Genomic DNA, 14,069 nt, shown 5'->3' on the forward strand with positions numbered 1-14,069 from the left:
CAGGCGCAGGAGCTTCCAGCCCTGACGCCGCAGATGCCGGACGCTCCCAAACACGCCGGCGGCGCGCCGAGCTATGCGGCCTTCAACCCCAACTTCTTTGATAACGATGGCACTGGGCCCGGTGTTGACGTATCTCGCTTCGAGAATGGAACGCCCGTTTCGCCCGGAGAATACCGGCTGGATGTCTATGTCAACGAGGGCTGGATTGGCCGTATGCCCATTCGGGCTGTGTCCAACGGTAGCGACAAGAACGCCTCGGCGCGCTACTGCTTGAAGTCCGCGCAGTTCCGTGAGTTGGGTATCGACGTCGACAAGCTGCCGCCGGAAAACCAGAAGCAGATCGTGGGCGACTGTGTCGATTTCGCCAGTGCCGTGCCCGACGGAAATATCGACGTCGATCTGTCCGAGCTGACCGCGCGTATTTCCGTTCCGCAGCTCTATGTCGGCCGAGCCTTGCGCGGCTATGTGGACCCGGCCCAGTGGGATGGTGGGGTGACCGCCGGCTTCCTCAACTACAACACCAACGTCTACAAGACTGAGAGCCACGGCAACGACTCTACTCAGGGCTTCGCGGGGATCAACGCGGGCGTCAACCTCGCGGACTGGCGTGTCCGCTACAACGGCAGCTACAACCGCACCAAGGCTGACGGCATGTCGACGCAAAGCAACTACAAATCTCTGAGCACCTATGCTCAGCGCGATATCACTCGGCTGAAATCCCAGCTCACGGTCGGTCAGTATTACTCGCCCAGCGACCTGTTCGATTCTGTGCCCTACTCGGGCGTGCAAATCGCCAGCGATGATCGCATGCTGCCGGACTCTCAGCGCGGCTTCGCTCCCAGTATCCGTGGCGTGGCGGAAAGTAACGCACGGGTACAGGTCAAGCAGGGCAACAACGTTATCTACGAAACCAGCGTGGCGCCGGGTCCCTTCGAGATCAACGACCTTTACAACACCGGCTATGCCGGTGACTTGACGGTGGAAGTCACCGAGGCCGACGGCCGCGTGAAGTCCTTCCTCGTGCCCTATGCCTCTATCAGTCAACTGGTGCGCCCAGGCGTAACGCGTTTCAGCGTGACTGCCGGCCAATACCGCGACGACACCCTCGACCGTGAGCCGAACTTTGCCCAGGGCACCTACCAGTATGGTGTCAGCAACCTGTTGACGGCCTACGGCGGTGGTATCGTGGCCAACACCTACCAGTCCGGCCAGGGTGGCCTGGCTATCAGTACGGAGCTGGGTGCGCTGGCTGGCGACGTCACGCTGTCCCATGCGTCCGATCTGCCAACTGAGCGCTATGGCATCAAGCGTGACATGAATGGCCAGAGCTACCGGCTGACGTACAGCAAGCTGCTCGAAGCCACCAGCACCAACATGACCATCGCCGCGTACCGCTTCAATAGTGAAAACTTCCTCAGCCTGCAGGACTACGCTCAGGTTTGGGGGCGTCTCGATGAGAAGTATGAGTTCGATCGCCAGCGCAACCGCTACCAACTCACCCTGAACCAGCCTGTAGGTGAGCAAAGCTCTATCTATATCAATGGTTCCAAACAGGATTACTGGAACCGCAGCGGCAGCGATACCAGCTACCAGGCCGGCTACAGCACCGGCTTCAACTGGGGCTCCCTGGGAGTAAGCGCCTCGCGCACCAACAACCAGTACGGTGAGTACGAGAACACCTACATGGTTAACGTCAACGTGCCGATCGGCATGGATAGTGGCAGGCCGATGGCCTTGACTACCAACGTCAACGTCACCGACAACAAGAACAACAGCGTACAGACTACCCTCAGCGGCACGGCCGGTGAGGAACGTGAAGTCAGCTACGCCGTGTTCGGTTCAGGTAACAAGGTTGACGGCGACCGTACCTACAACGGTGGCGCAAACGCTACCTACAACTCTCCCTATGCCACCTACAACGTCAACGCCAGCGGCGGCGACCACTACAAGCAGGCCGGCCTGGGGGTTCGTGGTTCAGTCGTGGCTCACCCTGGCGGTATCAACTTCAGCCAGAACCAGGGCGAAACCATTGCTGTCCTCGAGGCCAAGGGGGCGGAAGGCGCGGCGGTCAACGCCAACGTTGGCGCCAAGGTGGCCGGTAACGGCTATGCCGTGGTTGGCGGCCTGACGCCGTACCGCCAGAACGATCTGGAGATCGACCCCAAGGGTACCTCCAGCGATGTCGAGCTGCAGGTTACCCAGCAAAGCGTGGCGCCGCGCTATGGTTCTGTGGTGATGCTCAAGTACCCCACCGTCAGCGGTGCCGCTGTGCTCATGTCCGTCCTCAGGGACGATGGCGAAGCCGTCCCGCTGGGCGCCGAGGTACTCGACAGCAAAGGCAATAGCCTGTCGATGGTCGGTCAGGGCGGCAAGGTGTTCCTGCGGGGCCTGGAGCCTCGTGGCAACTTGGTGGTCAAGTGGGGCGAAAGCTCCGGCCAGCGCTGCCAGCTCAGCTACCAATTGCCTAGTGAAAAAGCAGTGGGCACGGCCTTCCTCAAGACCGACGCCACCTGTCGGCCAATGTTGGAAAAGCCGCAGGTTGCCACCCGTTGAGCGGATTGCTGGCATTGTCCTGCCGCCGACTCCGATGTGGCACCTACTGCAGGTCGAAGAAGGGATTACCAGTCGGGCAACGCTTATCTGATGCTCGTCTATCCGTAAGGGAGTCTCCAGGCCGGTGAGCCTGAGGTTCGAGTTCCAGTCTTACCCTTTAAAGGCGCCTTCTAGGCGCCTTTTTCGTGCGTGTCGAGATGATTCTCCAGTGGAGGGCCGACTGCAGGGCGCCGCTCTTTCATTTAGTCGACTGTTCTTCCTAGGAAGATGGGTAGCTTGGATTCTTACGTATTTAGGACGAAATGGGTGTGAGACGGGGTGATTTTCGTTGAGAAGATTCTGACGGAAAAGTTGGGATTCGCTGACAGCAGGGCGAACCGGGAGAGCCGCACAATTCCTACCGTCGCTGGCCGCAACTGAACAGGCAGCGGTCGTCGCCACGGGGGAGGCAGAGATGCCTTGTATGTGGCCCAACATCGTGAGGCGGCACCCCGACCACCCTAACCCTGCTGAGTGAAACAAATGAAAAAGCTACTCGTCGCCGCAATCCTCTCATCCACTTCGGTGGGCGCCTTTGCCTATGACGCTCAGGTCAACTTCAACGGCGAAGTGCTGGACCAGACCTGCGCCGTCAACGGCAATACTGACGGCTCCACCGTCGTGAACGTGACCCTGCCGAAGGTTAACAAGAGCGCGCTGGCTGGAGCCGAGAGCTGGGCTGGCAACACGCCGTTCCAGTTCAAGCTGACCAACTGCCCTGTCCAGGCTACCAAGGCCAAGTGGGAAATTACTGGCCAGGTTGACGCTGCCGGTACCTTGGTCAACACCATCGCTGGCACCAACGCCACTGTTCGCCTGATCGACCCGGCCAACAGCTATATCAACATCCAGACCGACGCTGGTTACTCCTTCACCCCGGCCGCCGACGGCAGTGCCACCCTCAACTACATGGCGCAGTACTACTCCCAGGCTGGCTCGGCTACCGCCGGCAAGCTGCAAACCGTTGGCTACTGGACCCTGACTTACTAACAGGGGCAGCCGCCTCGTAGTGGTTGTAGCGAAGCTTGAAATATCCGGGGGAGGGATTCCTCCCTCCGGCCTTTAGAGGTGATCGAGCAATGGCAAGTCTGACTTCCAAATCCGTGTGGTTCGCTGGCTGCATCGGCCTGGCCATGTTGTGGTCCGGTCTGGCGGACGCCGGCATCGTCATCCAGGGCTCCCGCGTCGTCTACCCCGCCAAGGAGCGGGAGGTGACGGTCAAGATGAACAACATCTCCGACCAGCCTTCCCTGGTCCAGGCCTGGGTCGACAAGGGCAATGAAAAGCTCACCGCCGACAAGGCCGATGGCCCATTCCTCATCACGCCACCCATTGCTCGTGTCGAAGCAAAGAAAGGCCAGGCCTTGCGCCTGATCTACACCGGCGATGACGCTGCTTCGAAGAAGCAGGAAAGCGTTTTCTGGTTGAACGTTCTCGACGTTCCGCCCATGCCCAAGGACAAGGACGCCAACTTCCTTCAGGTCGCCGTGCGTTCGCGCCTGAAAATCTTCTACCGCCCTGAAGGACTGCCTGGCACCCCGGCCGACGCGGCCAAAGGGCTGCATTGGTCAGTCGCGCCCTCCGGTGCTGGTTACGTCTTGCGTGTCAAGAACGATGCTGCCTACCACGTGTCGCTGGTTACTGTGCAACTGGCCGCAAATGGCCAGATTTTCACCGTTAAGGCCGATGACATGCCCATGGTTGCACCCAATGGCAGCAAGGACATCCCATTGCCGACCCTCACCGCTCCGCCGGGTGCGGGGGCGAGGGTCGACTACCAGTGGGTCAGTGACTACGGCGCGCTGAACAAGGAAGAAGCCTCTCTCTAGGCGTCTTCCTGGCGCAAGGCTTGAGCAGCCGCGCCTCCCCTTTTGTTTTGCTACTTGGAACTGGCCGATCAGGGTCCGGGGCGATTTTGCCTGCGAAAAAGTGAATACACAGAGCAACGATCATGGACATCACATATGGCGGTCTGCTCCCACAGCATAAGATATCGCCCTTGACGCACGCTGTGGCGCCCGCCACCACACTGCCGGTCGTCTCCTGCTTCTGCCTGGTGTTGTCAGCTTTGCTGGCGACTGGCAGTCCAGTCATCCAGGCGGCTGAGCAGAGCGAAGTGAACGCCTCCTCGAGCTTTGCGGCCTTTAACCCGAACTTTTTCGACAACAATGGCAAGACGCCCAGTGTCGACGTCACCCGCTTCGAGAACGGTACCCCCGTGTCACCGGGCGAGTACAGCCTGGATGTCTACGTCAATGATGGCTGGATCGGCCGTATGCCTATCCGTGCGGTGGCCAGCGGTACCGACAGGACAACCGTGTCGGCTTACTGCATCCGTGCCTCGCAGTTCCGCGAAATGGGGGTGTCAGTCGACAAGCTGCCGCCGGAAAACCAGAAGCGCATCGTTGGCGATTGCGTCGAATTCTCCAAAGCGGTGCCTGAAGGCAAGATCGACGTCGATCTGTCGGAACTGACCGCACACGTATCGATCCCGCAGCTCTATGTCGGCCGCGCCCTGCGCGGCTACGTCGACCCATCACAGTGGGATGGCGGCGTGACTGCTGGCTTCGTCAACTACAACACCAATCTCTACCAGACCGATAGCTACGGCAGCAAGTCGACCCAGGGCTACGCCGGCGTCAACGCGGGCGTCAATTTCGCAGACTGGCGCATGCGCTACAACGCCAGCTACAACCGCAACATGACCGACGGAACGCCGACGCAAAGCGAATACAAATCCCTGAGCACCTATGCCCAGCGTGACGTCACGCCGCTGAAGTCCCAGCTCACCATTGGCCAGTATTACTCGCCCAGCGACCTGTTCGACTCCGTGCCCTACACCGGTGTGCAGATGGCCAGCGATGATCGTATGTTGCCTGATGCCCAGCGTGGCTTCGCTCCCGATATTCGTGGCGTCGCCGATACCAATGCGCGTGTTCGAGTGAAGCAGGGCGACAATGTCATCTATGAAACCAGCGTGGCCCCCGGCCCATTTGAAATCAACGACTTATACAACACCGGCTATGCTGGTGACTTGACCGTTGAAATCACCGAGGCCGATGGCCGCGTGAAGTCCTTCATGGTTCCCTACGCTTCCATCAGCCAGTTGGTGCGCCCCGGCGTATCGCGCTACAGCCTGACGGTCGGTAGGTACCGTGACGACACACTCGAGCGCGAGCCCAACTTCGCCCAGGGCACCTACCAGTACGGTGTCAACAATCTGATGACCGCCTATACCGGCGGTATCCTTGCCGATACCTATCTGGCCGGCGAGGGCGGCTTGGCCTTCAGTACCGCGATGGGTGCGCTCGCGATGGATGTGACGCTTTCCCACGCCAGGGACCTGCCCACCGACCGCTATGGCATTAAGCGCAACATGGACGGCCAGAGCTACCGGCTGACCTACAGCAAGCTGCTCGAAGCCACCAGTACCAACATGACCATCGCGGCTTACCGCTTCAACAGCGCCGACTACCTCAGCCTGCAGGATTACGCCCAGGTCTGGGGACGGCTGGGCGAGCAGTACGATTTCGACCGTCAGCGCAACCGCTACCAGCTTTCCGTGTCCCAGCCGGTTGGTGAGCGCGGCTCCTTCTATGTCAATGGCTCCAAGCAGGACTACTGGAACCGCAGCGGCAGCGATACCAACTACCAGGCCGGCTACAGCACGGGCTTGAGCTGGGGTACCGTGGGGGTAAGCGCATCACGCACCAACAACCAGGTCGGCGACTACGAAAATACATACATGCTCTCGATCAACGTGCCGATCGGCACCGAGTCGGCTAGCCCGATGACCGTGAGCAACAACTTCACCTTCAGTGATGGCAAGAACGATAATCTGCAGACCACCCTCAGCGGTGTGGCCGGGGACGAGCGCCAGTACAATTATTCGGTGTACGGCTCGGGTGACAAGAACGATGGTGATCGCACCTACAGCGGCGGCGCCAACGGCACCTACAATTCGCCCTACGCCACCTACAACGCCAACGTTAGCGGCGGCGATCATTACAAGCAGGTCGGCGGCGGCGTACGCGGCTCCGTCGTGGCGCATCCGGGTGGCATCAACTTCACCCAGAACCAGGGCGAAACCATCGCCGTGCTCGAGGCCAAAGGTGCTGAGGGAGCTTCGGTCAACGCCAACGTTGGCGCAAAGGTCGCCAGCAACGGCTACGCCGTGGTCGGCGGCCTCACCCCGTATCGTCAGAACGACCTGGAGATTGACCCCAAAGGCACCTCCGATAACGTCGAGCTGCAAGTTACCCAGCAAAGCGTTGCTCCGCGCTATGGTTCGGTGGTCATGCTCAAGTACCCCACCACCAGTGGCGTGCCGGTGCTTATGATGATCGACCGCGAGGATGGTGCTGCGATTCCGGTGGGTGCCGAGGTGTTCGACGCCAAGGGCAACAACCTGTCGATGGTCGGCCAGGGCGGCAAGATCTTCATGCGCGGCCTCGAGCCCAAGGGTGAGTTGCTGGTCAAGTGGGGCGATGGCTCCGGCCAGAGCTGCCGCCTGAATTACGCGCTGCCCGAGGACAAGGTGGAAGGAGCGACTTTCCTGAAAACCAACGCCACCTGTTCGCTCGTACTGGACAAGCCGCAAGTCGCCTCGCGTTGATGGAGGCGGCCCGCGGCCCCTTTTTCTGGAAGGGCTCTCGCTCCCCGGTTAGCGGCGCTGCGACACGCGTTCATCCCCTGCTTCTGGATGGAGTGCCGGGTGCTCTTGTGGGCCGGCCAGTTTTTGATTTTTCCTGCCGGCTGTGGCGGAGCTGCTGTCAGATTTCATCTGAAGAAAATATGGCAGGAGGCAGCGTCCATTCATACGTGAATAACCATGTGGGCTGATAGTGGCTGCCTGCTACCGAACTTTATATTCCTTGAGCTGGTGCTTACGTCAAGCAGTCAGTGCCGGGACTACCTTCCGGCCATGGTTTCACCCTTTCAAAGGATATTGAAGATGAAAAAACTGTTGGTAGCGGGCACGATGTTCGCCTTGGTCGCCACACCAGCCTTCGCCTACGACGCTCAGGTCGAGATCAATGGGCAGGTTCTCGACGAGAGCTGCACCATCAACGGTTCGAGCGTCGCACCTGCAACGATCAACGTCTCTCTGCCGTCCATCAACAAGAACGCGTTGAACAAGGTCGGTGACTGGGCCATGAACACGCCCTTCACGCTGAAGCTGACCAACTGCCCCAGCAGCGTCAAGGTTGTCTGGGAGAAGATGACCAACGTCGATAGTGCAACGGGCGCCCTGGTTAATACTGTCGCGGGTACCAACGCGCAACTCCGCGTGCTGGATGATGCCTTCGCGCCGATCAACATGAATGCGGACACTGGCCGTACCGTGACCGGCGGTGCCGCTGACCTGGTGTACTACGGCCAGTACTATGCCAAGGCAGCGCCGGTGACTCCGGGTGAGCTCAAGACTTTCGGCTACATTACCCTGCAGTACTGACACACCCAGCCCGCGTACCCGGCGCGGGCTTCTGTTGCGCCTGCCTTCGCGGCCTGTTTCCAGGCCGCTTCGCTCGTTTGATCCTGCATCGATTGCGCACCTGTCCTGAGTAGCGCGAGATGCTTTCGCTTGCATGACACCCGGAAGATGTACTCATAGTGGGGAGAATGCCGGCAGCACTCTCGTTCAAGCTGCGAAAGCGCGGCATGAGCACGGATTCAACCCATCTAAGAACCACGGGAGTGGGGCCGCCAGAGCAACTTCCCAGAGAGCTGCAGATAGCATTCTCCGCCGGGTGTGCCGATCGGGTAGTCGTGCGCCTGAAGCGGAATGCGGACGGGGTGTTGGCATCCTTGAAGACGTCAGTTCCCGTGGAGCATCACTGGTGGTTGGAAGATGATCCGCGGTGAGGAGTGCTTGGCTTCCGGCGGATGGCTTTGGCGGAGATTGAAATCCCTCGCCAGGGCGGGGAGGGATGAACTGGGCCGCGCGATGAGCGGTGCAGCCCGGAAGGCGGAGGCAAAAGAGCAGAACCTTGACTCGGGACGAGGTGCGGTTCTGCCCAGGCGACCCTTGGCCGGCGAGTGCTCGGCGCTACTATTGATACAGCATGGTCAGGGTCATGCCGGTATTAGCCTTGCCGGTGCCGATGGTGGCTCCGGTCTGGTAATAGCGCGCTTGGAACGGAATAGCGTAGCTGCCGCCGGTGGCACTGTTGTAGTTGGCAAAGGCCTTGTAGGTCGACAGCGGGAACACGGTGCCGTTGCTATCGAGCAACTGCACGCCCACGCCAGTCGCGTCGGAGGTACTGTCCAGAGCCACCACGGATTGTGAGGAGCTCACCACCGTTGTCATGGGGTCAAGCTTGTATTGGATGCCATTGAGCCCGGCAGGGCAGTTGTTGACGCTGATATTGAACGGCGTTGATCGGGTGTAGCTGCCGATGCCGCTGAATTCGGCGCGAAGATGCTTGCCCAGGGGGACGATGACGTTGGGTGTTTCACAAGCGCCCACCAGGATGGTGGTCGCTGTGGTTTGCCAGCTCATGCTGGCCGAGCTGGAGGTGGGCGAAATGTTCGACGTCACCACGGTCATCCCTGGGATGACACCGCCGCCATTGGTCAAGGGGCCGTACTTGATCAGTGCGACTCTACCCCCGGCGTCGGCGGAGGCGGTTCCGGTTTTGATCGGATATGACGATACGTAATTCGGTAGACTGGAGTAGCTCGACGAGTTAGAGCCCATTCTTCCGCCGCCGGACACAATTATCCCTATGCCGGGAATATTGGTTTTATAGACGGTATAGAGTCTGCCCCCGTCACTGTAGGTGGTGCCGGTGGAGGCTCCCACACCTGAGCCCGCTGACAGGCTCATGCTTACGCCGTCCGTGTCTTGGGTGCCCCTGCAGCTCCACATGTTGGTGGGCCAGTCCGCAACCCAGTTGCCGATCATCGTACCGTTGGTCGCGTCTCGGGGGACCATGATGGTGCTGGGCAGCGTCAGCATGACCACGCCGTTGCCATAAGTCTTGGAGCAAGTGACGTTGGCCCATGCCCCGTTGCTGGCCAGGAGGACCATCAGTGTCAATAGCAACTGGGGCGCCGTCAGGAGGTGGCGCAGGCCCTTTCTGTGGACATTCATTTGCGATAACCCGGTCGAAGGAATGAAGCGAGTGCGTAGTTTCGCCCCCTTCTGCCAGGAGAGAGGGTCAGGTTGTTCTGGCGTTCGCCTCGGAAAGGGCTGAAAGCAACCTGTCGCTGGTGGGTATCGCTGTGTGTCAGTGCTTGCGCAGCCGGGCAAGCAGGTCCTGCGTCGGGTAGCCATCGGCGGGTAGGCCAATGGACTGCTGGTACGCGCGGATTGCCTGGCGTGTGTTGGCGCCGATAATGCCGTCCATCGTGCCGGGATTCAGACCGCGCTCACCAAGGATCTGCTGCAGTTCGAGCCGCTCGCTGCGGCTCAGTTGCACCTGCTCGACTGGCCATTTCCCCGCCAGTTGGCCGCCGCCTTTGAAGCTATCGGCGAGCAGGCCGACGGCGAGGGCGTAGGAGGTTGAGTTGTTGTACTTGAGAATGGCGCGGAAGTTGTCCGTTACCAGGAACGCCGGGCCGCGATAGCCTGCTGGGAGTACCAGTGAGACGCTCGCCTGCGGATCGCCAGGCAGCGTGCCGCTGGCCGGCCGCACCCCCAGGCGCAGCCATTCGGCCATGGGCTTGCGGATGCTCATTTCAGCGAGGGCGTAGTCGAAGCCCTGCGGCAGACGGACCTCAAAGCCCCAGGTCTGGCCGCGCTGCCAGCCGGAAGTCTTCAGGTAGTTGGCGGTGGAGGCCAGCGCGTCGCCGGGCGAGTCCCAGATATCGCGCCGGCCATCGCCGTCGAAGTCCACGGCGTAGCGGTTGTAGGTCGTCGGGATGAACTGCGTCTGCCCCATGGCCCCGGCCCAGGAACCGATCATGTTGCTGGCGGGCACGTCGCCATGCTGGATGATCTGCAAGGCGGCGATCAGCTGGTCGCGGCCGAAATCCGGGCGACGGCCTTCGTAGGCGAGCGTGGCGAGGGAGCGAATAACGTTCTTGCTGCCCATCTGCCGGCCGAAATTGCTTTCCATGCCCCAGATCGCGACGACGGCTTCGCGGTCGACGCCGTAGGTGGTGTCGATGCGTTGCAGCGTCTCGGCGTTCTGCGACAGGCGGTCCCGGCCATTGCGGACCCGCGCTGGCGAGACGGCGCTTTCCAGATACTGCCAGACCGGACGGGTGAATTCGGGTTGACTGCGATCTGCGGTCACTACCGAATCATCCGGCTCGATGCCATCGAAGGCTGTGTCGAATGTTTCTGCGCGAATGCCGGCAGCCAGCGCCTGGATGCGGAAGTCGTCGCGCCATTGGGCGAAGCTTTGCGTTGGTCGGGCATGCTCGGCAGCGGCGCCCTTTGGGGGCGGCTCCGTGCAGGACGTCAGCAGGCCGAAGCTGGCCAGGGACAGAGCGGCGACGAGCAGGCAGCGTTGGCCGACAACAGGTGAAACAGGCTTGCGCATTGCTCTCCTCGGGAACTGGCAGGGGAGGGGCCACCTTAGCATGGCCACTGTGACGCGTCTGCGTTGGGCAGAATCGGCGGGTGTGCAGATTCGATGGCGCAGCCGCGGGAAAATTCCCCCTGGCGACAAGGTAACCGTCGGGCGGCGCGCCGCCGCACTCTTGTAGGGCGCATAACGCGCCAGCGTTATCCGCCGTGGAGGATGCGGCGGATAACCCGTTCCGGGGTATGCGCCCTACGGTCGGCCATCTGGCGTTGCTGCGCCCTACGGTCCGGTCGTCTGGTGCCGGCCCACGGTCCGCCCCGTTACTGCTTGGGTGTGGCGCCGGTTTCCTGATCGACCTTGGGCGCGCTCTGGTTCAGTTCCTTGAGCATGTCGTCATAGGCGGCGCAGTCGTCCGGGCGCTGTTCGCTGGAGCGAGACTTCTTCATTTCCGCGAGTTTTTCATTGAGCTTCTGTGCGCGTTGGGGGTCGCTGCGGGTGACTTCGGTGACCTTTGCGGCAACTTGCTTGCCCTTGGCTTCGGCTTCCTGGTCGGAGCAGAACGCATGGGCGGACAGGCTGAAGGGAAGGGCGAGGATGGCGAGGATCAGGGGCGCTTTCATGGTTTGGACCTCCAGGGCTTGGCTGTCCGGTTGAAAGCGAAAGGGCGGGGCTGGTTCAGGTTTTTTGAGGATTTCAGGCCGCCAGAAGCGAAGAAGCCTCCCAGTTTCGGGAGGCTTCGCGGCGGTAGCTGCCTTTGCCTTTGAGCGGCTGTTCCTGGCGGCTGCGGAACAGGGGCTGTGCGACCAGGGATTTGGCCTTGTTCGGCCGTTTGGATTTCTTCGCCATGTGACTTTCCTCGTTTAGGCCGGTGCCATTGCCGGCGGGCGCATCTTCTGCCTATCTGGGACGTTTGTCCATGCCATTGGTCACCGGCGAGCGGGCCAAGGCTGCCGTGTGCGATTCGGGGCTACTCTGGTCGACGGACCTTTCTGGCACCACGGACAAGAACGAGGGCAAGGGCGATGAAGTTTCTGTGCATGATCTACTTTGACGAGCGCAAGGCGGCGGAGCTGCCGGAGGCCGAGCTGCGCGGCATCGTCGACGAGTGCATGACCTACAGCGAGCAACTGCGGCGCAGCGGTAATTACATCGCGGCCAATGCGCTGTTGCCGACGCCGACCGGGCGCACAGTGCGCGGCCAGGGTGACAAGCTTGCCGTTACCGACGGGCCTTTCGCCGAGACGCGGGAGCAGTTGGGCGGCTTCTACCTGATCGAGGCGCAGAGCATGGAGGAGGCCGAGCGCATTGCGGCGAAGATTCCGCCAGGGCGGCTGGGGTGCGTCGAGGTACGCCAGGTGCGCGAGTGGGAGTGAGGTATGGCGGGCGGCGTTGGGGCGAGTAACGCGCAGTGTTGTCCGCCGAAGGCAAGACGGCGGATAACCCGTTCAGGGTAATTCGCGCCGGGACGCGCGGTGCCGAATGGCAGGAGCGCCCCATGGGCGCGATCGCGGGCATGGCTGCTCCTACCGGATAGATCTGTGCTCGGATCGGCCCTCACCCTAACCCTCTCCCAGGGGGAGAGGGGACCGTTCGGTGCCGGATGAAACCACAGCGTCAGCCGGCACGATTTGCTCCCTCTCCCTGAGGGAGAGGGCTGGGGTGAGGGGGAAAGCACAAACACCGAACTACCAGGGAAAGACAGTTGCTCCTACAACAGCGCCGCGCGCCGATATCCCCTGTAGGGCGCATAACACCCAGGGCGTTATCCGCCGTCCTGGCGGATAACCCGTTCCGGGTTATTCGCCCTACGGGTGCGACGGAACCTTCGGAAGGATGCGAACAGCCCCTACTCCGCTGGCAAGTATTCCTTCACCAGATCAAGAAAGGTCGCCACGATCCGCCGGGTGCTCTGCTCACGCAGGCACACCAGCGTCTCGCTCATGCGCCAGTGGCAATCGAGGATCGGCAGCGCATGCACACGCGCATCGGCCCCCAGTTCGGCAGCCGACACCACGCCGACGCCAATTCCCACCGCTACCGCTTCCAGCGACGCTTCGCGGCCCTCCACCTCGATGGCCGGGCGGATGCGCCAGCCAGCGCGGGCCATTTCCGCCTCGAGCATCTGCCGGGTCACCGAGCCCTGCTCGCGCAGCACCAGCGGCGTGTCGTCGAGGTCGGCCAGTTCGATGGACTCGCGCCCGGCCCAGGGATGGCTGCGGCCGACGAAGGCGACTATGGGGTCGCTGCGCAGGGTGAAGGTCAGCAGGCGCTCGTCCTGCACCTCGCGGCCAAGCAGCGCCAGGTCCGCCTGGTAGTCGAACAGTCGCTGCAGGGACTCGTCGGTATTGCCCGTTTCCAGCTTCACGCGGATGCCCGGATGGCGCTGGCAGAAGCGCGCGATCTGCGGCAATACGTGTACCGGCGCGTCCACCGCCAGGGTCAGGCTGCCGGTCTGCAACGCGCTGGATTCCTGCAGCAGCTCCTGCGCCTCCGCCTCGATCACGAACAGCCGCTGGGTCACCGCCAGCAGGCGCTCGCCCAGTTCAGTCAGGCGCACCGAACGCTTGTTGCGATGGAACAGCAGCACGCCGTAGCGCTCCTCCAGCTTGCGCACCTGGTCGGAAACCGCCGGCTGGGTGAGGAACAGTCGCTCGGCGGCGCGGGTGAAGCTGCCGTGTACGGCAACGGCATGGAAGGCCTTGAGTTGAGCGTGGGAAACGGACATGGGCACGCCTCGGCGGGAAGGTTCTGACCGTCTTTTCACCAGCAGACGGAAAGCGACTACAAAGTCATTCGCGCAGAACACTAACGTCATGGCCCTCTGTCATACAAGCTCAGCTTATTTTTGAAATCTGATAAATCGATTTCAGTTATTTATTCGAAATTGTTTCCATCCCTCCACCGCCGCCGAACCTGATGGGTTCGGCAAGGCGGTACAGAACAGCTCCAGCGCTTCTGACCCGCACTGCAAAGACGGTGCGACGTGCTTCGAAAACAAAA

Annotated in this window: 11 protein-coding genes; 6 read left to right on the forward strand and 5 right to left on the reverse strand. The window is 61.4% G+C overall.

The annotated features are described in order from the left end of the window. Positions 1-33 precede the first annotated feature (33 nt). The 5 genes from IB255_RS21185 (at position 34) to IB255_RS21205 (ending at position 8,047) form a co-directional block, all read left to right on the forward strand. Positions 34-2,553 (forward strand): fimbria/pilus outer membrane usher protein, encoded by a 2,520-nt coding sequence (locus tag IB255_RS21185; protein WP_225594974.1) that lies wholly within the window; start codon positions 34-36, stop codon positions 2,551-2,553. Between the two features lie 522 nt (positions 2,554-3,075). Beyond that, complete coding sequence (locus tag IB255_RS21190) at positions 3,076-3,582, forward strand: fimbrial protein (RefSeq protein WP_081517149.1); 507 nt, start codon at positions 3,076-3,078, stop codon at positions 3,580-3,582. Between the two features lie 89 nt (positions 3,583-3,671). After that, complete coding sequence (locus tag IB255_RS21195; RefSeq protein WP_081517150.1) at positions 3,672-4,421, forward strand: molecular chaperone; 750 nt, start codon at positions 3,672-3,674, stop codon at positions 4,419-4,421. A gap of 122 nt (positions 4,422-4,543) precedes the next feature. After that, positions 4,544-7,207, forward strand: a complete 2,664-nt coding sequence (locus IB255_RS21200; RefSeq protein WP_192210815.1) for a fimbria/pilus outer membrane usher protein — start codon at positions 4,544-4,546, stop codon at positions 7,205-7,207. Positions 7,208-7,546: 339 nt separating this feature from the next. Beyond that, entirely contained in the window at positions 7,547-8,047 is a 501-nt protein-coding gene (locus IB255_RS21205) for a fimbrial protein (RefSeq protein WP_081517152.1), read from the forward strand. 597 nt (positions 8,048-8,644) lie between these two features. Here the strand turns inward: IB255_RS21205 and IB255_RS30850 are convergent. The 4 genes from IB255_RS30850 to arfA form a co-directional block, all read right to left on the reverse strand. Next, a complete protein-coding gene (locus IB255_RS30850; RefSeq protein WP_225594954.1) occupies positions 8,645-9,688 on the reverse strand; it encodes a fimbrial protein in 1,044 nt (347 codons plus the stop codon). A 136-nt stretch (positions 9,689-9,824) separates the two neighbouring features. Beyond that, the gene (locus tag IB255_RS21215; protein ID WP_192210816.1) at positions 9,825-11,084 is read right to left on the reverse strand and encodes a lytic murein transglycosylase; all 1,260 of its coding nucleotides are present in this window, start codon (positions 11,082-11,084) and stop codon (positions 9,825-9,827) included. Between the two features lie 305 nt (positions 11,085-11,389). Then, positions 11,390-11,689 (reverse strand): hypothetical protein, encoded by a 300-nt coding sequence (locus tag IB255_RS21220; protein ID WP_081517154.1) that lies wholly within the window; start codon positions 11,687-11,689, stop codon positions 11,390-11,392. Between the two features lie 73 nt (positions 11,690-11,762). After that, positions 11,763-11,915 (reverse strand): alternative ribosome rescue factor ArfA, encoded by a 153-nt coding sequence (arfA, locus tag IB255_RS21225; RefSeq protein ID WP_045215115.1) that lies wholly within the window; start codon positions 11,913-11,915, stop codon positions 11,763-11,765. A gap of 176 nt (positions 11,916-12,091) precedes the next feature. Between arfA and IB255_RS21230 the strand changes: the two genes are divergently transcribed. After that, positions 12,092-12,442 carry a YciI family protein gene (locus IB255_RS21230; RefSeq protein ID WP_081517155.1) on the forward strand — a complete coding sequence of 117 codons (351 nt, stop codon included), beginning with the start codon at positions 12,092-12,094 and terminating at the stop codon, positions 12,440-12,442. Positions 12,443-12,915: 473 nt separating this feature from the next. Here IB255_RS21230 and IB255_RS21235 read toward each other — a convergent pair whose 3' ends face one another. Further along, the gene (locus IB255_RS21235) at positions 12,916-13,794 is read right to left on the reverse strand and encodes a LysR substrate-binding domain-containing protein (RefSeq protein ID WP_192210817.1); all 879 of its coding nucleotides are present in this window, start codon (positions 13,792-13,794) and stop codon (positions 12,916-12,918) included. Between the last annotated feature and the right edge of the window lie 275 nt (positions 13,795-14,069).

The organism is Pseudomonas sp. PDM22, assembly GCF_014851965.1.
GTDB lineage: Bacteria > Pseudomonadota > Gammaproteobacteria > Pseudomonadales > Pseudomonadaceae > Pseudomonas.

What these genes read in the sequence shown, in the direction of transcription:
- IB255_RS21205 (WP_081517152.1), top strand. Translation starts at nt 7,547, where the DNA reads ATGAAAAAACTGTTGGTAGCGGGCACGATGTTCGCCTTGGTCGCCACA.
- IB255_RS21190 (WP_081517149.1), top strand. Translation starts at nt 3,076, where the DNA reads ATGAAAAAGCTACTCGTCGCCGCAATCCTCTCATCCACTTCGGTGGGC.
- IB255_RS21215 (WP_192210816.1), bottom strand. Translation starts at nt 11,084, where the DNA reads ATGCGCAAGCCTGTTTCACCTGTTGTCGGCCAACGCTGCCTGCTCGTC.
- IB255_RS21200 (WP_192210815.1), top strand. Translation starts at nt 4,544, where the DNA reads ATGGACATCACATATGGCGGTCTGCTCCCACAGCATAAGATATCGCCC.
- IB255_RS21195 (WP_081517150.1), top strand. Translation starts at nt 3,672, where the DNA reads ATGGCAAGTCTGACTTCCAAATCCGTGTGGTTCGCTGGCTGCATCGGC.
- IB255_RS21230 (WP_081517155.1), top strand. Translation starts at nt 12,092, where the DNA reads ATGAAGTTTCTGTGCATGATCTACTTTGACGAGCGCAAGGCGGCGGAG.
- IB255_RS21235 (WP_192210817.1), bottom strand. Translation starts at nt 13,794, where the DNA reads ATGTCCGTTTCCCACGCTCAACTCAAGGCCTTCCATGCCGTTGCCGTA.
- IB255_RS21220 (WP_081517154.1), bottom strand. Translation starts at nt 11,689, where the DNA reads ATGAAAGCGCCCCTGATCCTCGCCATCCTCGCCCTTCCCTTCAGCCTG.
- IB255_RS30850 (WP_225594954.1), bottom strand. Translation starts at nt 9,688, where the DNA reads ATGAATGTCCACAGAAAGGGCCTGCGCCACCTCCTGACGGCGCCCCAG.
- IB255_RS21185 (WP_225594974.1), top strand. Translation starts at nt 34, where the DNA reads ATGCCGGACGCTCCCAAACACGCCGGCGGCGCGCCGAGCTATGCGGCC.
- arfA (WP_045215115.1), bottom strand. Translation starts at nt 11,915, where the DNA reads ATGGCGAAGAAATCCAAACGGCCGAACAAGGCCAAATCCCTGGTCGCA.